Consider the following 21,236-nt stretch of genomic DNA (forward strand, 5'->3'; position numbering starts at 1 on the left):
TTTTTATTTTGCAGGTGGTTGAGGGAACCATAATTGATCCAAGAACCCTGAAAATAGTAAGAACGACAACATCACAACGTTAAATGTGATGAAAATACCAAGACCTTGTGTCCATTTATTATCAGGTAATGGCGATAAGCCTTGTTTTTTGCGCTCACGATTGATTTTTTTCTTCTTGCGAACCCATACATCATTAATCACAAGACCCACACCATGAAATAGTCCATAAGCGATATAGTACCACGTTAAGCCATGCCAAAATCCCATGATTAACATGTTAATAATATAAGCGACGCTTGATGTGACATTGCGATTTTTAAAAACTTTGTGCTTAACCAAAACCTTAACCAAACGCATGAAAACAAAATCACGGAACCAGAAAGACAAACTCATGTGCCAACGGTTCCAAAATTCCTTCAAATCACGTGATTTAAATGGTTGGTTAAAGTTAACTGGGCTCTTGATTCCCATTAGATTTGAAATAGCTAATGCAAACATACTATAACCTGCAAAGTCAAAGAATAAATCAAACCCATAGGTATACATCACACCCAAAGTAGCAATGTTAAACACACCGTCCATTTCTAGCGCTTCTTCCTTTAGCGACGCCATCAAAAGTGTTCCAAAGATGTAAGCTAGAATAAACTTATAAAGGAATCCCAGCATTAAATAACGAACACTCTCTTCAAGCATATCAAGCAGTTCATCTTTTTCAGGAATGTTCTCATAGTCTTCATCAAAGCGGTTAAAACGATCAATCGGACCACTTGAAAAAGTTGGCATAAAGAGAAGAAAACGCAAAAATTGCCATAAACTAAACTCTTTTAAAACACCATCTCGCATCTCCATAATCGTCCCAACCGCACGGAAGGTTAGGTAGGAAATACCTAAAAATCCAAAGAGCGATTGATGATTATCGATAGTCATTAATGGAGTAACCTTAGTCCAAGCCAAAGGTAAAATAGCTAGAAAAACACTAAGGTAAAAAATCCATTTGTTATTATGATTTTTTCGGTAAGTTTTGTAAGCAAAAACAAGAAATACTTGCCAGACAACATAAGCTAACAGAGAAGTTATTTGATGAAGATTTTTCCCCGTCAACATTAAAATGATAAAAGCCAGGCTAACCAAAGCTTCATAAACGGGAAATCTTTTTTTGAAAAAAAGTCCGATAAAGATAGGTAAAACTGCCACAATCAGATAAAGAAAATATTGCGGATTTCCGTAAGCTTCTAAGTGCGGCAATTGATGGAGAAACTCAATCATCGACTATTTACCTCGTTCATCAAGCCCTTGATATCAATTTTTCCATTTGGTGTCAACGGTAGGCTTTCGCGATAAAGAAATTTTGAAGGCATCATATAATCCATCATGACATCTTTCAAATCTTCTTTGATAGCCTTAGTGATATCCAATTGACGTTCAAATTGCTCTGAAACTCCCTCTTTCAACACCACATAAGCTAGGAGATTTTGTACCTTGTGGTCTTTGTTATAGCGAGGAACAGCGACAGCAGACTTGATGTATTCTGATTTGTTAAGATTTTGAGAAACTTCTTCAAGCTCAATGCGGTAACCGTTGAATTTGATTTGGAAATCCATACGTCCACCATATAGCAAGAGACCTTCATCAGTCATCACTCCTAAATCACCTGTGTGATAGGCTGGTAATCCTTCAAACTCAAAAAATGCAGCTTGGGTACGTTCTGGATTATTGAGGTATCCTTTTGAGACCGCTGGACCAGACACAATAATTTCACCTTGTTCACCATTTGGAAGAGCTTTACCATTTTCATCAATAACAAAGGTTGGTGAATCTTCTTTAGTATATCCAATCGGCAGACGTTTACATGTTTTCAACATCTCATCTGTGATAGCTACCGCAGAAAGCGCAACTGTAGCTTCTGTTGGACCATAAGCATTAACAATGCGTGCTTTAGGGAAACGGCTACGCAATTTTTGAGCTGTTTTTACTGTTAACTCTTCCCCATCGAAATAAAAATGTGTCAGATGTGGCAATGTCTCTTGATTGAAGTCAGTTGACAACATGGCCATATCAGCAAATGATGGTGTTGATGTCCAAACCTCAATCGGCAATTTATTAATGGTTGTAAAGAGTCGCTTGAAGTCAGTTGTTAATTCTTTCGGAAGAGCAAAGAGTGTCCCACCAAGTGCTAAAGTTGGTGCCCAATACATGACTGACAAGTCAAACGAATATGGTGGTTGTGCCAACATTTGTGGACGTTCTGGTACTGAAAACTCTTTATCCGAAATCATCCAATTGGTAAAGCTAAGCAGGTTATCATGGGAAATTTGAACCCCTTTTGGTTTACCCGTTGTCCCAGAAGTAAAGATAATATAATAATTATCATCACCTTTAACAGGATGAGTCAATTGATATTCAGATTTTTGTGCAAAAATCGTTTGTAATTGGTCAAGTGTAATCATTGGAATATTAGTTATTTCCAAAGGAAAGTCACCTACTGCAATAATCAAGCTTGGCTCAGCTACTTCTAAAATAGCTTCAATACGTTCAAGAGCTGAATGTTGGTCAACTGGAATATAAGCATGTCCAGATTTTGTCAACGCTACAAAAGTAGCTAACATATCATACTCTTGTCCTCCAAAAACAAGAACAGGAGATTTTTCTTCCAGCTTCAAAAAATCAATATAAGCTGCTAGAGAATCTGAATTTTCCTTCAAGTCACGGTAAGTATGAACTTCCCCTAAGACATTGTAGACTGGAAAATCGCCTTGTATCTGAGCAAAATGCTCAATTTTCTCAATCATATCGTGTAACATGAACAGTTTACCTTTCTAAAACTCATTGTAGATGAAATTACCTTGACCACGACCAAGATAACTGAAAAAATAAATTAAAACCGTAAAAATCACAAAATAAAACAAGGTTTTTAATACAAATCAAGTAGTATCCTTCATTGAAACTCCTTATTTAATTGGTAGTTGCACCTCAAACGTTAAATTACCGTCAACTTGCCAAACTTTGATACTGCCTTTGTGTTTTTCCACAATAGCCTTAGCAATCGCCAATCCTAAACCAAAACTTGAACTACTGTTACGAGAATCTTCAGCCTGATAGAAACGTTCAAAAAGATTATTTAACACATCATCTGGGTAGACTTGGCTAGGATTTGACACTCGTAAAATAGCCGTTTTCTTTTCTTGCAGCAAATCGACCTTAATCTTTCCCTTGTCCAAAGAATGCTTAATCGCATTATCCAAAAGAATAGTAATTAACTGTTTCAACTGAGATTCTTGTCCGAGAACTTCAATATTTTCTGAAATATTGTCCTCAATTAATTTGCCTTCTTCATAGGCCAAGCTTTCGTAACTCAGAATCATTTCTTGGCAAATGCTTGAAAAATTAATTTTGTCAAAATGAGCTCTGCCATCTTTATCAAGTTTAGATAAGCCAAGGAGCTCTTGAATCAAATGTTCCATTCGCTTCGTTTCAGAAAGAATATGATTCAAGTAACGATTAGAGGTAATTTGACTTTGCAAAACTTGAGCATTAGCACGAATAGAAGCAATTGGTGTTTTCAATTCATGGCTAGCGTCTGAAACAAAACGTTTCTCACGATCAATGGCATCTTGAGCTGGTTGAACGATAAAACGTGATAGGTAGATACTAACTCCCGTAAGCAAAAGAAGGCCAAAAATAACATAAACAGTAACCAGAAAAACTTGAGCATAAGAAGCTGAATAGCTTGAAAAATCAATAAAGACAAGTTGCCAAGTTCCATCTTTTGTTTCTTTCAAAGAATAGATGTAATCATGCCATTTCCAACTCTTTTTACCTCTTTTTAACAAATCTTTGCTGACTTCTTTAACCTCTTTATTGGTTAAAAAAGTGTTGTTAACTTGAATATCTGGTTTGTCATTTTCATCAATGGTGACAAAAGCAATGGCTTCGTCAGTATTTTCTTTGACATAACCATTAGCAGCCACCAATTTAACAATCCGATAAGTATCATACTCATCCCAATATTTGTCATAACGTTCACTAATGACCAATAACACCAAAACCATGGCGGTTAACATGGACATCGTAATCAAGACAAATTTTAGCCGAAGATTCTTCATGATGAGCCTTCTTTCTCTCCATCTTCTAGCGAATATCCAACACCTTTGGTTGTTTTAATGGCGGCACTTGCTGCCAAAAACCGAAGTTTTTTACGTAAAAAAGAGATAAAGACTTCCAGCTGATTATAATCTGATTCATCCAAAGGTCCCCAGACCTTCAAAATTAACTGGTTTTTAGGAATGATTTTCTGTGGATTACGCATGAAAGTTTCCATCAAAAGAAACTCTTTATTAGATAGCTTAACATCACGTTCTGCTACTGTTAACTCTCTGGTATCCTGATTTAGTATCAAATTTCCAAACTTGAGATGATTCACCTGAGTAATCGATGATTGGCGTGTTCGTAATCGAATACGTGCTAACAATTCTTCTGCCTCAAATGGCTTCGTCATGTAATCATCAGCACCTAAATCAAGTCCCAAGACCCGATCTTCTAACTGTGATTTGACTGTCAAAAAAATGATTGGTACTTCTATTCCCATTTGGCGCACGCGCTTCAAAACACTGACACCATCAAGCTTTGGCAACATAATATCCAGAAGAATTAAGTCATAAAGTCCTGTTAAAATATAATCCAGTGCAGACTCACCATCAAAAACCAAATCAACTTCATAACGATGATTTTCAAGAATGGCTTGAATCGCCTCCGCAATTCCTTGCTCATCCTCGACCACTAAAATTCTCAACTGGCTCTCCTCCCTTTTTACTCAAAACCTAGTATAAAACGCCAAAATTGAATTAACCTTGAAATTTTCTTTATTTTTTTAAGATTGCCTGGTTGAAACTACATCATTTTTACAGGGACTTATACCAAACCATTATAAGTAAGCCTAGCCCTAAAAGTCCGTGTAAATTGATGAAATTTTAAGGCAAAAATGTGGCAGTTTTCTGTATTCCTAGTTTATACTTAATCTCTCCAAATGTCCTTACAAAGCTGTAAGTTAAGCGAAAAACTAAAAAAAGGCTGAGGCTTCTACCTCAAACCTTATATTTCAATCAATTATTACATAGCTTCAGAAGAGGTATTACTCTTTTCACCCTCTGACCAAATTTTTTCATTCCATTTGACATTATGGTGTGTGTCACGGTATTTTTTAGGAGTGATTCCGACAACTTCTTTAAATTGCTGGATAAAGTGACTTTGAGATGAAAATGATAGATGATTAGCAATTTCAATCATTGAATAATCACTAAATTTCAACAAGTCTTTTGCAACTTCAATTTTCTTATTTTTAACATAAGTGCTAACAGAAACACCAACCTCTTTCTTAAATAAACGTGAAAGATAACTTGCTGAAATGCCGAATTCAGTTGCCAATTGTTCCACCGTAATACGTTCTTTAACATGACAATAGATATAATCTTTACAATCTGATACGTGTTTTGAAATGACATCTTTTTGAATTTCACGTCGCATACGTTCAGTGTAATCAATAACCATTTCATCATGTAAATTTTGAACTTCTTGAACAGTGTGAAGATCATCAAGTTTTTGAATATAAAAGTCACTAAGTCTAAACGCTTGTTCCAATTCCATACCATTTTGACCACACATGCGTGTAATCATTGCAGTTGTAATGACAAAATGATATTTCAAATTCGTAATTGGATTTCGTGAAAGAGTTCCCACACCATCTTCTGACACAAAACGCTCTTGTTCACAATTTTTACGAACTGCCTCAACATCACCTGTTGCTACCGCTTGATAAAATAAGAACTCTTCCGTCAAAGGACGATGCTCCACATCATCCAAATTATCACTAATGGCTAAAAGTCTCCACTCATCCTTATAATTCATCCCAATCTCCTTTTTGTAAACGATTACTATTTTCTTATCATTTTACCACATTTCTGTACTTTTGATAAAAATCAAGTGCAATGAAATAAATAAAATCTCCAATGGAGATTTTATTTCTATTCCTACAAAGAAGATTACCAGTTTTGAATATTAGCTTCTTTAAGATTCTTTATCATAGCTAATCCAGTCATAGTAACCATATAAAGGTGTCTTTCCATCATAATGATCTAGCCAATCATCAACACCAATTCCTGGCCAAACGTTCATCATGATTTTTCCAGGCGTACTTGGAAGATTTTCAGTTACTGTATGAACCGCTTTTCCATCAACATACCAAGTAATATGGTCTTCACGCCATTCAAAACCATAAGTGTGCCATTCTTCTGAAGCATCAAATCCTAAATCATAAAGATATTCATGATTACCAACACCATCAGTAAAATAGTTAAATTGAACTTTTGTTGTATCTTTGCCAAGAAATTCAATGTCAATTTCATCCCATTTTGTCCCATCAGTTGGACCTGTGTAGGTAAAAAATGATGTTACCACACCAGTGTTCTTAATAGCTTTCATACGAACTTGATAAAAGCCGTAATGAAAATAGTCTCTTGTTCGCCATTCACCACCAGTATAACCAGCAGCATCACGATCAATCTTTAAACTAAGACCGTCACCTTCAAAATTAACATTGTCAGGTTGCCAAATGCAATCAAACATATCACCATTTGCACCTGTTCGTAATTCCATATAAGACGCATCATAAGTTTCAAAAGTTGTCTTAAAATGTGCTTCTTGATTTATCTTCATGTTTTTAACACTCATACTTTCTTGATATTATAATTTACCTTTTTTAAAAGGAAGTGCTAAGAAGCCAAGGAAGGCTACCAAGACACCAGAAATTGTCAACAATTTGCTTGGACGTTGACCAGTTTCTGGCAAAGCTAAGAATGAATTTTTAGCAAGACTAGCTGTTGATACAGATTGTGTGACTGCTGCTTGATTTGTTGTTACTTGTGTTGATGAAATTGTTGATGTTGCAGAGGCTGTTGAAGCTGCCAAATCAGCTGCCGCAGCTTTTGCTTTTTGATATGCCTCAACCGCTGGATTTTCAACTTCTACTTTATTGCCGTTGTAAGAAATCCAATCATAATAAGCAACAAGTGGTGTTTGACCATCATATGGTGCCAACCAATCGTCAACGCCAATTCCTGGCCAAGCATTCATCATGATTTTTCCTGGTGTAACTGGGAGATTTTCAGTCGCTGTGTAAACCGCAACACCATCAACATACCAAGTGATGTGATCAGCTTGCCAATCAAAACCATAAACGTGATAGGCTTGTGAAGCATCAAATCCTAAATCATAAAGGTATTCATGCCCACCCACACCATTAGTGTAGTAATTGAATTGAACTTTTGTTGTGTCTTTTCCGAGAAATTCAATATCGATTTCATCCCAAGGATTGTTGTCACTTGGACCAGTGTAAGTAAAGAATGATGATACAACGCCTGGATTACTAATTGGTTGCATACGAACAGAATACATACCGTAGCCAAAGAATTCACGCGTACGCCATTCAGCAGCATTATAACTGTAAGCACGTGTGTTGTTACGGTCAATTGTCAATGTCAATGTGCCATCTTTAACAACCGTATTATCTGGAACCCAGCGACAATCAAATGGATCACCATTGAACCAGTCAGAACGTTCCATTGTAGTATCGTCATAGTTATCAAAATCTACACGATAATCACCTGTGTGAAGAACTTGCTCAGGTGCTTCTGTTGTATCTTCAGAATCTGAATCAGTATTTTCTGTAGCAGTTAACTGAGAATCAGTTTGCTCTTGATTGTCAGTTGATTGAACATTAGTCTGCGCTTGATCATTAGAAGCCAGTACTATTTGATTAATGTCACCTGCTTCAGCAGAAGAAACTGCATTTGATTCTGAGGTTTGATTAGGGACTTGGGCAATAGCTTGATTGCCTGCTTCACTGACATTTTCTTCTGTATTAGTCGTTTGAGCATTTGTCACAAGTGCTGCATTATCTGTTGATGCAACATTATTTACCTCATCAGCTGATACAAAATTAACTCCAACATTTAAACTGCACAAAGCAGTTGCGTAGCAAATGTACTTTACTACATCTTTCTTAGACATGAAATCTCCTTTTTTCTCTTATAAATTATTCCTTAACACCACCGAGTGTAACACCTGCAATGATGTATTTTGAAAGGAAAAGATAAACAATAATAATTGGTACGATAGCAACCAAAATCATAGTATAGATTTTACCCATATCAAAGTTCATATAGTCTGCACCACGCAATGTTGCGATCAAAATTGGAACAGTCATCTTGCTCTTTGTTTGGATAACCAAGGCTGGAATGAAGTAATTATTCCAAGAACCAACGAAGGTAAAGATTGCTTGAACCGCAATAGCTGGTTTCATAATTGGAAGAACGATAGTATTAAATGTTCTAAATTCATTCGATCCATCAATACGAGCAGCTTCTACCAATGAAATTGGTAATGATGATTCCAAGTAGCTATACATGAAATAAAATACCGCTGGTGAAGCAACTGATGGAATAATCAATGGAAGCCAACTATCGTACATTCCCATGTTAGTGATTAAGCGCAAGAAACCCATTGAAGTAACTTGTGTTGGCATAACCAAAATCGCCAAAATGAAAGTAAAGGCAACTTTTTTCAACTTAAAGTCATAAACATATAAACCATAAGCAGTCAAAGCTGAGAAATAAGTACAGATAGCAGCTGTCAAGCCTGAAATAATCAAGCTATTCAAAATCCCATGAAACATTGGGAAGCTACCATCATTAGCTACCTTACTCAGATTATCAAATAATGAAGCACCTGGTAGCGCTGAAAAGCCTTTTTGCAACTCAGCATGTGAGTGTGTCGCATTGATAATCAAGATATAAAAGAAGAATAGGCACATGAATGATAAGGTAATTAATACAAAATGTGCCACAATAACACGTAATCTGTTTTTTGCTTTTGTTGACATTATTTCGCCTTTCTACCTTTGTGTTTCAATTGGTGTTTGGTCATTTTAATTTCATTGTTAGTCATACGGTAAACGAACCAACAAAGAATAGCACTAACCACAAAGAGGTAAACTGATAGTGCACCCGCCATACCGTAGTTCTTGCTCTTCAAATGATTATTCAAGAACATAATCAAAGTAGTTGACGTACGGTCTGGTGAACCTTGTCCATTTGTCAAGATTTGAGGAACGTCGAACATTTGCAAACCACCGATGATTGAAGTAATCAATGTATAAGCCAAAATTGGTCGAATCATTGGCAAAGTGATATAGAAGAAACGTTGACGACTGTTACAACCATCAATTTCAGCAGCCTCGAAGATATCTGGACTAATCCCCATGATAGCTGCCATCAACATGATTGTTGTATTACCGAACCACATCAAGAAGTTCATCACACCAACCAATGAACGAGTTCCTAGAGCTGATCCCATAAAATCAATTGGTTCTTTAATCCAACCAAGTGATTCTAAAATAGAATTAATCGGACCATTTGTTGAAAAGAGTGTGAAGAATAACATGGCAAATGCTGAGGCCATGATTAGGTTTGGCAAATAAATGACAACTTTAAAAAATTGTCGTCCACGAATTTTAAGTCGTGCATCAACAAACCAGTTGGCAAGCAGCAAAGCAATGACAATCTGCGGAATAAATCCAATCAACCACATAATCATTGTATTTGCCGCATATTTCAACATGTCTGAATGCAGTAAGCTCACGTAATTTTTTAACCCAACAAAGTTAGGTCCAATTTCTGTCATCCCTGAACGATAATATTCAAAGAAACTATACCGAATGGTATCTACCAAAGGTATAAAAGAGAAAATGAAGAAAATTAGGAAGAAGGGAAGGATGAAAATATATCCCCATTTCCCATAATCTATACGCTTACGTCTTTTTTTCATCTTTATCACTCCTCCAAAATACGGGGAGCAAGTCAGAATACCTTCCATCTGGAATCGATTTTCTAACTCGCCCCCGCAAGGTCTACCAAAATTCTAAAAACCTCTATTAAGCGACTCAATCCTCTAAACTAATAGCATTTAAGTCTGGGACAATCGACCCAAACTCTTTAAGCTATTTAGTCTGGCCATTTTACATCTGTAATTTCTGGATAACGTTCTTTAATGGCTGTTTCAAAGTTTGATTTAGCTTTGTTGTAGCTTACTTTACCTTGTAGGTAGTCATTAAAGGCATTTTGAATCAATTCAACACAACCTTGGTCATATGATGACAATGGCGCAATCTTGATTTTTTCTGCAACTGGTGCATAGTAAGAATAAGCATTTTCACCACCAAGGAAGTCTGATTTGAAGCTATCATCTTTGGCTGCTGCTTCCATACCAGATTTAGTATTTGTGAAGTCTTGGTAATCTTTAGAAATCTTCAATAGGTTATCTTTATCAGCTGTCAAAGCTTTGATGATTTCTTTAACATGTTTAGGGTTATCAGTACCTTCGGCACCGTGGATATATGAACCACCCCAGTTGTATTCTTGTGGTGGATTAGTAACTGCCCAGTCACCATCTGCGCCATCCCAGTTAGATTTCAAAGTAAAGTCAATACCCCAAGCTGGGAACAAGAATGCAAAGACTTTAGATTGTGAACCCATAGCTTTGTTCCAGTCATCTGTCCATTGACCTTTAACTGTTTTATTGAAGTAACCAGCGTCAAGCCATTCTTTAGAATCTTTAACCCAGTTCATGATTTGAGGGTCTACACGTACAGTTGTTGAACCTTTTTCAACCCAAGGTTTAGAAATACTGTTACCGTACAAACGGAATGTATCAGCATATGATGCAAATGTGTAGTAACCTTTATTAAGAAGTTCTTGTGATGTTGCTTTCATAGTATCCCAGTCTTTAACTTTTTCACCAACTGCTGTTGGGTCATCAGTACCAAATACTGCTTTAGCAATATCACGACGATAGATTAGAACACCTGGACATGTTTGCCAAGTTGAACCACGTTGCACACCATCTTCATCAGAAGCAGTTTCCTTAGTAAAATCATATTGGTCAGCCAAATCTTTCTTAGGATTAATTCCTAAATCTTTAAGTGGCATTGCAACGTTTGCTTCTTTTGAAGTGTATTTTGTAACGTAGTCAGTTTCTGATAAGAAAATATCAACTTTGTCATCTGCATCAGCTGAATCTTGTTTTCCAAGAGCTTCATCCAATTTTTGTTGATAAACACCGTCTTGGTTTGGATTGATAATCCAGTGGATTTCTGTACCATCTTTTAATTTAGTAACAGTTCCATCTTTAGAAGTTTCTTTAACTTCTGGATAAACGGCTTCAACACGTTGACGGAATTCATCATTCCAAGAATAGATGTTGATGACTTTGCCTTCTGCACCTGAAGCTGATGTGCTTGATTTAGAAGAGCAACCAACCATTGTCCCTGCTGCAAGAGCAATCGCTATAAAAGCGCTTACTTTTTTGTTCATGATCCTTCTCCTTTTTGAGGTTTCCCCTCATGTTTTTTGTAATTGCATTATACCCCGATTGACTGAAGTGTTATATTATAATATTTTAAAAAATATCATTTTTATGACCTAGTTTGAAAAATTTTTACAAAAAATCATGTTTTTCTAATCTTTTTAATAGGTAAACCCTTTCAATAAAATGCGCTTAGTTCCTTTTATATCAATGGTTTTAGCCGTTTTTCTAACTTTAAACCACGTCATTCCCTAATAAAAGTCCTTATGTACAAAAAATGACACTTCTTTAGTTAATATCATAATTATGATATTTTTCTCTTCTTTTTTGTTTTCTCTAAATTCAATTTCGACTAAAATATGTGGCAGAAGATAAAGGAGATAACTATGAAGCCATTAACATTTACTAATAACAAGGGAGATTTCAAACTTTCCCAAGCAGAAAATATCAGTTCTTTGTACTTTCCACTTGCATCTGAAGTGGGATTAAAAAGTGCAGTCACTCCTAACCTAGGCGGTGACTCAAAAATTAATCAAGAAACTTTCCTATTAGAACCCGTCAGTGTGGATAACCTTCACAACAACCGTTCAACTCGTAATTTCTGGGTCCGCGATGACAAAGGAAATGTTTATTCTGCTACAGGAGCATCGGCTCAACAAGAAGCTCTACGCTTCTCAGATCAAGAAGAAGAAAATACGGTTGAAGCTGGTTTTATGTGGCACACTATTGAACGTAAATCAGCTAACTTACCATTGAAATCTACTATTACTTCCTTTGTGCCTCGTGATGAAAATGTCGAAATCATGCGTGTGACACTTGAAAACTTATCTGATAAGGATCAAACCTTAACTGCTTTTGGTGCTGTTCCAATTTTCGGACGCAGCGCCGATAATATTCGTGACCACCGAAACGTTACTTCAATGCTTCACCGCATTTCAACAACTGAAGATGGTGTTCTTGTCTGTCCAACAATGTCATTTGATGAACGTGGTCACCAACTTAACCACCAGATTTATTATGTACTTGGTTTTGATGATGCCGAAAAAACACCAGAAACTTTCTATCCAACCGTAGAAATGTTCATCGGAGAAGGTGGAACATTTACTCATCCAGCTACCATATATAAAGAAACAACTGGAGTTGCTAGCAATACTCGTATTGATGGTCGCGAAGCTATGGGAGCTTTCAAATTTGAAACCTTTACCCTAGCGGCTGGTCAAAGTAAAACCTTTATCCTATTAATGGGGATTAATGATAAAACTGAAAACATCCAAGCCGTCGCTAATAAATACAAAAATCTAGCTACTGTTGATAAAACATTGGAAGAAACTAAAGATTACTGGCAAGAAAAAGTCGGTGTTGACTTCAAGACAGGTGACAGTGACTTTGATGGCTACATGAAATGGGTATGTTTCCAACCATTCCTTCGTCGTCTCTTTGGTTGTTCATTCCTTCCACACCACGACTATGGACGTGGTGGACGCGGATGGCGTGACCTATGGCAAGATTGTTTGTCATTATTGCTAATGGAACCAAAAACTGTTGGTGACATGATTGTTAATAACTACAAAGGTGTCCGTCTAGATGGTACCAATGCTACAATCATTGGTGATGGCGACGGAAACTTCCTGGCTGACCGTAATGGTATCACTCGTGTTTGGATGGACCATGCCCTCTGGCCTTTGATGACAACTAAACTTTATATCGACCAAACTGGTGACATCGATATTTTGACAAAAGAAGTCTCATACTTCAAAGACCCGCACGTTAAACGCGGAACTGAGATCGACCAAGATTGGAACGATGCTTACGGTAACCAACAACGTACAGCTGATGATGCTATTTACACTGGTAGCATCCTCGAACACTTGTTAATTCAACATTTAACAGGATTCTATGAAGTTGGTAAACATAATATTTATCGTCTCCGCGGAGCTGACTGGAACGATGCTCTTGATATGGCTGATGAAAACGGTGAAAGTGTTGCCTTTACCGCAGCTTATTCTGGTAACTTAATGGATCTTGCCAACTTGATTCGCCTATTGGAAAGTCAAACTAACACAGATTCTATCGAAATTCTTGAAGAAATTGGACTTTTGCTTAAGAAAGATTCAGATATCTACGATAACATCGAACGTAAACACCAAATTCTTGAAGCCTATACAAATCAATGTCGTCACAATGTCAAAGGACGTAAAATTAGAATTTCTCTTTCTGAACTTGCTCTTAACCTTATTCAAAAAGCCGCTTGGTTACGTCAACACCTTCAAAAACAAGAATGGCTTGACTTCAATGACCAAGAAGGTTGCTACAATAGCTACTATGACAACAGCAGCAAACCAACTGACGGCTTCTATAACGACCGTATGCATATGATGTTGACTGGACAAGTCTTCCCTATCATGAACTATGTCGCTACAGATGAACAAATCCGTAAAATCACCGCTAGTGCAGACCACTACCTCTACCGTCCTGAAATCGGTGGCTACCGTCTCAATACAGATTTCAAAGAAATCAAAACAGACCTTGGACGTATGTTTGGTTTTGCTTACGGTGAAAAAGAAAATGGTGCTGTCTTCTCTCACATGACTGTTATGTACGCTAACGCACTTTACCGTCGTGGATTTGCTAAAGAAGGATGGAAGGCCCTTAAAACACTCTCTGACACAGCATTAAACTTTGAAACTAGCCGTATCTATCCTGGTATCCCTGAATACTTCCGTGCTGACGGTCGTGGAGTTTACCACTATCTAACAGGTGCTGCAAGCTGGTACATGTTGACAATGGTTACTGAAGCCTTTGGTGTTCACGGAAAAGCCGGTGACCTTGTCCTTTATCCTAAACTTCTTGCAGAACAATTCGATGAAAAGGGTCGCGCAAGCATTACAACTCAATTTGCTGATAAGACTTTCAAAATTCACTACGATAATCCAAACAAAAAAGACTTTGGAAAATACATTATTAAAAAAGCTACTTGCGATAATAAAGAAATCGATATTACCGATGATGCTTTTGCCTTCATCACAAAAGCTGACCTCGCTAAACTCAGCGATGACGTTCATAAAATTGTCATTACATTAGACTAAGGAAATGAAAGGAAATCCTATGAAATACGGATACTTTGACGATACCAATCGCGAATATGTTATCGACCATCCCAATACTCCTAACCCATGGGTAAACTACCTTGGGTCACCTGAATACGGAGCTATCATCTCCAACAATGCTGGAGGTTATAGCTTTGCCAAATCTGGTGCTAATGGTCGTATTCTTCGTTACGTTTTCAACAACTTTGACCAACCTGGTCGCTATATTTACCTACGTGATGATGACACTAAAGACTTCTGGTCTGCATCATGGCAACCTGTTGGAAAAGATTTAAAAGATTACCACAGCGAATGTCACCATGGTATGGGTTACACTAAAATGATTGCCGATTATGCTGGTATTCATTCTCAAGCAAGCTATTATGTTCCAAAAGATAAGAGCTATGAAGTTTGGGCAATTACAGTGACTAACCGTTCTGAACAAACTCGTCACCTAACATTAACCGGTTACGCTGAATTCACTAACCATAGTAACTATGAACAAGACCAAGTTAACCTTCAATATTCTCTTTTCATCACACGCACACTCTTCCAAGATAACCGTCTCATTCAACAAATTCACGGTAACTTGGATACGCTTGATGATAGCGAACAAGTTGATGAAAAAAACGTTACTGAACGTTTCTTTGGACTTGGTGGTGCTAGTGTTAGCTCATTCTGTGGAGATAAAAAAGGCTTTTTAGGTCAATATAACGGTTACGACAAACCTGCTGGAGTCGCATCAGGAGACCTCGGAAATCAAACAAGCTACAACGAAAATGCCTGTGGTGCTCTTTCAAGTAAAGTCACACTTGAACCTCAAGAAAGTAAGACACTTGTCTTTCTTCTTGGTGAAAAACCATCCCAAGAAGCGGCGGACATCATCGCTCATTATGCTAATCCAGCTGAAACTGTTGAAGCAGAAATTCAAGAACTTCGTAAAGAATGGGAAGGTCGCTTAACTAACCTTCAAGTCAACACACCTAGCCAAGAATTTAACACAATGCTTAACACTTGGAATGCTTACAACTGTTATATGACCTTTATCTGGTCACGCGCAGCATCATTCATTTACTGCGGACTTCGTAATGGTTACGGCTATCGTGATACTGTCCAAGATATCCAAGGGATTATCCACTTAAAACCAGAAATGGCGGCGGAAAAGATTCGCTTCATGCTATCAGCTCAAGTCGACAATGGTGGCGGACTTCCTCTTGTCAAATTCACTCACAATCCAGGTCACGAAGACACACCAGACGATGCCTCTTACGTTCAAGAAACAGGTCACCCTGCTTATCGTGCTGACGATGCCCTCTGGCTCTTCCCAACAGTTTATAAATACATTTCTGAAACAGGTAACCTTGGATTCCTTGATGAAGTGATTCCATTTGCAAACAAAGGTGAAGCAAGTGTTTATGAACACTTAAAAGGGGCTGTTCAGTTCTCTCTTGATCACCTTGGCCCACACGGCATGCCGGCTGGCCTTTACGCTGACTGGAATGACTGCCTCCGCCTAGGAGCAAATGGTGAATCATCATTCGTTGCCTTGCAATTCTATTATGCTCTTAGCGTTTTGAGAGAATTTGCCGAAGCTAAAAACGATACTAACTACCTTGAATTCCTTGATTCTGAACAAGAGAAAATGGGACAAAAAATCCAAGATCTTTGCTGGGATAATGACCGCTTTATTCGTGGATTTACCGAGGCAGGTGAACGTATCGGTGCTGCCGATGACCCAGAAGCCAATATGTGGTTAAACCCACAAAGTTGGGCTGTTATCAGTGGATTTGCCAACCAAGAACAAGCTGAGCTTGCCATGAACAACGTTTATGATCAACTCAATACTGACTACGGTGCTATTCTCATGAATCCACCTTATCACGCTCATGCCTTTGATGGTGCCCTTGCAGTTATCTATAACCAAGGCACAAAGGAAAATTCTGGTATTTTCTCACAATCACAAGGATGGCTCATTCTAGCAGAAGCCCTTCGTGGACAAGGACAACGTGCCTTCACTTACTTTATGGAAAATGCTCCCGCTGCCCAAAATGACCGCGCAGATATCCGCAAATTGGAACCTTACTGCTATGGTCAATTTACCGAAGGACCTGCCAGTCCACACTTTGGACGTTCACATGTTCACTGGCTCACAGGTACAGCTTCAACTGTTATGGTCGGTTGTGTCGAAGGTATTCTTGGACTCAGACCTGATTTGAACGGTTTGAAACTCTCACCAGCTATTCCAAAAGAATGGGATAACTTCAGCATGACTAAGATTTTCCGCAGTAAAGAACTTCACATCACTGTGGAAAATCCAGAGCATAAAGAAACAGGCTTTACAAAACTCGTCCTCAACGGTCAAGAGCTTGACCAAGCCTACCTTCCTGAAGATCTCTTGCAAGAAACCAACCAAATCACTCTTACCCTTTAAAAAACTCAAAAATGCTGGGAATATATCCCAGCATTTTTTATGTTATAGCATTAAAAAAGTAACAGAACGTAACTTTGGATTACCTCTCTATTTTAAGATTATTAGAGAAACAGTTTTGACGCTCACTCTCTATAATCTCATATCTACTTTATAGTCCATTACAGCCATTCTACGAGCTTATTTTATCTTATCGAATATTTTATCATTCCTTCTCTTAATCAAGTAAAAAACGATTCAAAAACTCTTTCAATACATTAGTACAATTCAAAAAGGAACTGAGATAATCTCAGTTCCTTTTATCTTTAACGTTTTAAAAAGAAAGAATTTTAAAGAGTTTTTTGTTAAGAGAGAGTTTAACCGATTTGTTGGGGAGTGTAATTTAAATCAGTTAAGTAAAAACAAATTGTTATTTGGTTGCTATCTAGCTTTATTAAAATTGATCATAGCTAATCCAATCATAGTATGCATACAAAGGAGTTCGACCATTGTATGGAGCCAACCATGCATCAACACCTTTTCCTGGCCATGCATTCATCATAATCTTACCAGGTGTGTTAGGAATATCGCTATAAGCAGTATAAACAGCTTTTCCATCAACATACCAAGTAATATGATCTGCTTGCCAATCAAAGCCATAAGTATGGAAACCTTGAGAAGCATCAAAGCCTAAATTGTGAAGATGCACATGTTCGTCATTTTGACCTCTACCGTTAGTAAAGTAGTTGAATTGAACTTTTGTTGTATCTTTCCCTAAGAATTCAATATCAATTTCGTCCCATGGTTTGCCTTCACTTGGACCAGTATAAGTGAAGAAAGATGAAACAACCCCTGGGTTTTTAATAGGTTTCATGTTGACTTGGTAAAGACCATATCCAAAACGATCTTTACTACGCCACTCACCTCCAGTGTAACCACCGCGGCCATCACTATCAATTTTAAGGCTCATCAAACCATTATTAAATCCAACATTTCCAGGGACAAAATTACAGTTAAACATACTGCCATTAGAACCATTACGAAGTTCCATAGTGTTACCATTATAACCATTTAATTCTTGACTATAATGATATTTGCTCTGCGCATCAACACCTTGTTGAATCCCAAAGAAAGCCAAGAAGAGAACAATTAGACAACTAACTTTTTTCCACATAATAATACCTCAATTTAAATCATTTTAAAAAGGAGTTCTGTTAGAAAAAGGAACTAATCTCCTCTACTACAAATTGAAAACGCCTAATCAATCGTAGTTAAATTCACTTTTTCTTTTCAGTAACTTTTACTTCAAAAATGGGGCAATTTTTCTTTTTCATAATTCCGAAAAGAATGCTAGTCACACGAATAATGTTTCTCTCTAAAATCCTCCTTACACCGTTATGCCATAAGTATAGCGCTTTCATTTTTTATAATATATTATATTGTCACAAAAAATATCACATTTACGACATGAAGGCAGAAAATTAAAAAGTCTTCTTAGAACCATTTTGTAAAATAACTCTAAGAAGACTTCTTAAAAATAAAGAAATAAGTTATCTGTTAAACGTGATGACTCAATTTCACTCGTTTATAAGACATGATAACTTGCATCAATGCTGACAAAAAGAAGATGACTGCAGCAAAAATCAAAACACTTTTCACGCCACTATCCAGAAATGCTAAAACCAACAAAATCAAATCAATAATTCTGACATAAACACTAATTTCTTTCATCAACATATCCTTCCTTCATAATTTTCTATGTTATGTATTTTTATAAAACCGCTTTCATTTATATTATACTACATTTTCCACTATTTTTTCATAAATTCTTAAATTTTTTTATAAAAAACCACAATTTCAAAGTGAAACTGTGGTTTAATTACTATTTTTTCTTATCTAATGCTTTCTTGATGCTATCAACAGCCCCCTCAGAGCCTTCTTTGATATCATCAACAATTTCCCTACCTTTAGCCAGTGTTTTATCAACCAAGCCTTCAATTTCTACCTTTTTATCACCAGTTACCTTACCTAGCCCTTCCTTAAGACTTCCCTTAACTTGGTCCAGTTTAGCTTTGTATTTTTCGTCAGACATACCACTGTCCTCCTATCTTTAAGTTACCTAGAGTCTACCATTTTACTTTAGAAAAGTAAAAGAATTCGCTTTCATTTTAGTCAAAATAAAAGCCGCCAGACTCGAGCACTGGCGGATAGTCTATCATTAAGCAGATAAAACTTTACGTCCTTTACGACGACGAGCAGCAAGCACGCGACGTCCGTTTTTAGTTGACATACGGTGACGGAATCCGTGTTTACGTTGACGACGGATTTTACTTGGTTGATAAGTACGTTTCACGATGAATACCTCCTCATAGATTTTCGTATTCGTTTAGCCGGCTATATTTGATCAGTTACTAAACATACCATACTATTTTATAATAAGTCCGTCTAACTGTCAAGCTCTACTTTGAAATAGTTGATAATCCGATACCCGTCTCTGCAGATAATTCCTTCATTGTCTTTCCAAATTGTTTTCGTAATTCATTCACTCTATTATCCAATAAAACACCTCCTATGATACATTCAACAATTGTTTTGCTTTACGTTGTGAACCAATCAAGAACACTACGCATTTTCCAATATAACTAATAGCAGGAGCATAACTTCCTAACCACCCATTTTCATCAATTGTTACTGCCGTATCAATTTTAAAAGCTTGCCAAATGACAAGCGTTAAAACAATAACTGCTCCTTGAAGCGCAATTGCACCAAAAGTTTTTAAAAAGTTAGTGGCAATATGTCGTGTATTATCACCCATCCAAAAAGCAACAATGACTGGCGCTATTGCTTTAAAAAAATAAAGTTCAATAAAACGCAACAGAACCATAACTTTGATTGACAACATTGCTGCAACACCAACAAATCTAGCTACTAAATTAATTGGATGTCTAATAAACGGATTTCCTTTTTTAATATCAATATATTCAAACATTGTATCTCCACTTAAATCGACACCAATCAATTTAGTAATACCATTGGTAAACCACATAATAGCATTTAATACAGCACCTGATTGAGCAACTAGAAAGTATGCAATAAAGTATTTTATAGCAACTTCTAAAAACAACTTCCAAGTCATTTCGCCACCTTGATTACGAATAAATCGGTACCATGAAAGCATCTCAATTAAAAACAAAATTGACACCAAAATATAGCCAATTGCCATCAAAGACTTATTGATTGCACCGATTGATGAATTAACTGTTTTATTATAACTACCTAAAGTTTTAGTTAATTCAGAAAGAGTTTTATCCATACCTCTCCTTTCTAACAAAAAATAAAAAAGAACCTCGAAAGGTTCTTATCAAATCATTATTTGTATTCTTCTACTTTTGAAAAAGTAGCAATAAGGGCAAGTAAAACAATGACTATACCAATAATCCAAGCATCCCGTACAGGTTGGGGAAAAAATTAGGGACTACATTGAGGAAAAAATCTTTTCCTAGAATAAAATCCATAATCTCTCTAAATGGAGTTGGGAAAGTATTACTTTCTAAATCAGAACCATATTTTATATCTGTAATAATTCCAATAATAAATCCAAACATAAACTTAGAAACAAACCAAATGACAAATACACCGATCGCTGATTTGATGAGATTAAAGAAAAGCATTGTTAAGTATAGTGGAGACATAAGGATAAAGAATAAAGCTTTAAAAAACCACGTCCCAGAAAGCTTAAAGCATCTTTCAAATGTTCGCCTAAAGATGGCTTATAAGAAGCATTAATACGTTCCAATTCAGCTTATGACTCCTCTGGTGTATGCCATTTAATACCAAAGTGTTCCCATTGAGCATTATCTAATTCATCAGCCGTTGGTGGACGTCCATTAGTGGCTTCAAAATCTTTGGCAAAAGCTACATAATCAAATTCCTTACTCATTCCTTTTTCTCCTTGTAACCCTTTTACTTGCCCTTATTATAACATATTTAGAATGAAATTGCTCGCATAGCCGCAACAATTGCTGCTGCAACACCAGCTGAAATAACCGCAATAGCACCACCTGAAATCATTGAAGTCATTCCTTGATCATAGCGGGGTTACCGTTTTTACGTCCAGAAAAATAGCCAAAGGCTCCTGTTAATACCCACCCAAGACCTACAATTGAAAGAATTCCTCCTAAAGCTGTGACAACACGAACTGCTGTATCCATAATATGTTCTCCTTTCAAATTTAAGAAACAAAAAAGACTGTAACGGTCTTATCAGTTATTTGTTACAGTCTTTATCAATAGAGCTTTACCTGCTCCACGCAACAAGCCACCTAGGCGATT

At 36.8% G+C, this 21,236-nt stretch carries 18 protein-coding genes and 3 pseudogenes; 2 read left to right on the plus strand and 19 right to left on the minus strand.

Annotated elements, in window-relative coordinates; all coding sequences use genetic code 11:
* Positions 1 to 3: 3 nt before the first annotated feature.
* The 11 genes and pseudogenes from dltB to JG537_RS03095 all read right to left on the minus strand — a co-directional run bounded on the left by dltB (position 4) and on the right by JG537_RS03095 (position 11,420).
* Entirely contained in the window at positions 4 to 1,266 is a 1,263-nt protein-coding gene (dltB, locus tag JG537_RS03045; protein WP_199543469.1) for a D-alanyl-lipoteichoic acid biosynthesis protein DltB, read from the minus strand.
* Positions 1,263 to 2,801, minus strand: a complete 1,539-nt coding sequence (gene dltA, locus JG537_RS03050) for a D-alanine--poly(phosphoribitol) ligase subunit DltA (RefSeq protein ID WP_199543477.1) — start codon at positions 2,799 to 2,801, stop codon at positions 1,263 to 1,265. Before dltA ends, dltB begins: the two co-directional genes overlap by 4 nt.
* A gap of 15 nt (positions 2,802 to 2,816) precedes the next feature.
* A pseudogene (locus JG537_RS03055) lies at positions 2,817 to 2,921 on the minus strand (teichoic acid D-Ala incorporation-associated protein DltX); the annotation flags it as partial.
* 27 nt (positions 2,922 to 2,948) lie between these two features.
* Entirely contained in the window at positions 2,949 to 4,106 is a 1,158-nt protein-coding gene (locus JG537_RS03060) for an ATP-binding protein (RefSeq protein WP_199543604.1), read from the minus strand.
* Complete coding sequence (locus JG537_RS03065) at positions 4,100 to 4,789, minus strand: response regulator transcription factor (RefSeq protein ID WP_199543482.1); 690 nt, start codon at positions 4,787 to 4,789, stop codon at positions 4,100 to 4,102. The genes JG537_RS03060 and JG537_RS03065 overlap by 7 nt, the downstream gene beginning before the upstream one ends.
* Before the next feature lie 317 nt (positions 4,790 to 5,106).
* Positions 5,107 to 5,901, minus strand: a complete 795-nt coding sequence (locus JG537_RS03070; RefSeq protein WP_199543484.1) for a helix-turn-helix domain-containing protein — start codon at positions 5,899 to 5,901, stop codon at positions 5,107 to 5,109.
* Between the two features lie 159 nt (positions 5,902 to 6,060).
* Positions 6,061 to 6,708, minus strand: a complete 648-nt coding sequence (gene bglS / locus JG537_RS03075) for a beta-glucanase (protein ID WP_132868951.1) — start codon at positions 6,706 to 6,708, stop codon at positions 6,061 to 6,063.
* 27 nt (positions 6,709 to 6,735) lie between these two features.
* Positions 6,736 to 8,061 (minus strand): beta-glucanase, encoded by a 1,326-nt coding sequence (bglS, locus tag JG537_RS03080; RefSeq protein ID WP_199543486.1) that lies wholly within the window; start codon positions 8,059 to 8,061, stop codon positions 6,736 to 6,738.
* A gap of 25 nt (positions 8,062 to 8,086) precedes the next feature.
* The gene (locus tag JG537_RS03085) at positions 8,087 to 8,932 is read right to left on the minus strand and encodes a carbohydrate ABC transporter permease (protein WP_074482398.1); all 846 of its coding nucleotides are present in this window, start codon (positions 8,930 to 8,932) and stop codon (positions 8,087 to 8,089) included.
* Positions 8,932 to 9,876: a carbohydrate ABC transporter permease gene (locus JG537_RS03090; RefSeq protein WP_058832839.1), complete on the minus strand. Its 945-nt coding sequence runs from the start codon at positions 9,874 to 9,876 to the stop codon at positions 8,932 to 8,934. The genes JG537_RS03085 and JG537_RS03090 overlap by 1 nt, the downstream gene beginning before the upstream one ends.
* Before the next feature lie 176 nt (positions 9,877 to 10,052).
* On the minus strand, positions 10,053 to 11,420 hold the full coding sequence (locus JG537_RS03095) for an ABC transporter substrate-binding protein (RefSeq protein ID WP_199543488.1): 1,368 nt from the start codon (positions 11,418 to 11,420) through the stop codon (positions 10,053 to 10,055).
* 378 nt (positions 11,421 to 11,798) lie between these two features.
* Between JG537_RS03095 and JG537_RS03100 the strand changes: the two genes are divergently transcribed.
* Together JG537_RS03100 and JG537_RS03105 are read left to right on the plus strand one after the other, a co-directional pair.
* Positions 11,799 to 14,498: a GH36-type glycosyl hydrolase domain-containing protein gene (locus tag JG537_RS03100; protein ID WP_199543489.1), complete on the plus strand. Its 2,700-nt coding sequence runs from the start codon at positions 11,799 to 11,801 to the stop codon at positions 14,496 to 14,498.
* 19 nt (positions 14,499 to 14,517) lie between these two features.
* Positions 14,518 to 16,929, plus strand: a complete 2,412-nt coding sequence (locus JG537_RS03105) for a glycoside hydrolase family 94 protein (RefSeq protein WP_199543491.1) — start codon at positions 14,518 to 14,520, stop codon at positions 16,927 to 16,929.
* 430 nt (positions 16,930 to 17,359) lie between these two features.
* On the opposite strand, the gene bglS (JG537_RS03110) is transcribed toward JG537_RS03105, so the two are convergent.
* The 8 genes and pseudogenes from bglS (JG537_RS03110) to JG537_RS03145 form a co-directional block, all read right to left on the minus strand.
* Positions 17,360 to 18,079 (minus strand): beta-glucanase, encoded by a 720-nt coding sequence (gene bglS, locus JG537_RS03110; protein WP_213085470.1) that lies wholly within the window; start codon positions 18,077 to 18,079, stop codon positions 17,360 to 17,362.
* Positions 18,080 to 18,462: 383 nt separating this feature from the next.
* Positions 18,463 to 18,636, minus strand: coding sequence for a hypothetical protein (locus JG537_RS03115; protein WP_199543493.1), 174 nt, complete (start codon positions 18,634 to 18,636; stop codon positions 18,463 to 18,465).
* A gap of 151 nt (positions 18,637 to 18,787) precedes the next feature.
* Entirely contained in the window at positions 18,788 to 18,997 is a 210-nt protein-coding gene (locus tag JG537_RS03120; RefSeq protein ID WP_074482394.1) for a CsbD family protein, read from the minus strand.
* 126 nt (positions 18,998 to 19,123) lie between these two features.
* On the minus strand, positions 19,124 to 19,258 hold the full coding sequence (rpmH, locus tag JG537_RS03125; protein WP_002885866.1) for a 50S ribosomal protein L34: 135 nt from the start codon (positions 19,256 to 19,258) through the stop codon (positions 19,124 to 19,126).
* A gap of 106 nt (positions 19,259 to 19,364) precedes the next feature.
* On the minus strand, positions 19,365 to 19,463 hold the full coding sequence (locus JG537_RS03130; RefSeq protein ID WP_246454261.1) for a helix-turn-helix domain-containing protein: 99 nt from the start codon (positions 19,461 to 19,463) through the stop codon (positions 19,365 to 19,367).
* Positions 19,464 to 19,474: 11 nt separating this feature from the next.
* Complete coding sequence (locus JG537_RS03135) at positions 19,475 to 20,218, minus strand: hypothetical protein (protein WP_199543495.1); 744 nt, start codon at positions 20,216 to 20,218, stop codon at positions 19,475 to 19,477.
* A gap of 56 nt (positions 20,219 to 20,274) precedes the next feature.
* Positions 20,275 to 20,845, minus strand: a pseudogene (locus JG537_RS03140) (hypothetical protein).
* A gap of 47 nt (positions 20,846 to 20,892) precedes the next feature.
* Positions 20,893 to 21,116, minus strand: a pseudogene (locus JG537_RS03145) (hypothetical protein).
* Positions 21,117 to 21,236 lie beyond the last annotated feature (120 nt).

This window comes from Streptococcus vicugnae, from assembly GCF_016461705.1.
GTDB classification, from domain to species: Bacteria; Bacillota; Bacilli; order Lactobacillales; family Streptococcaceae; genus Streptococcus; species Streptococcus vicugnae.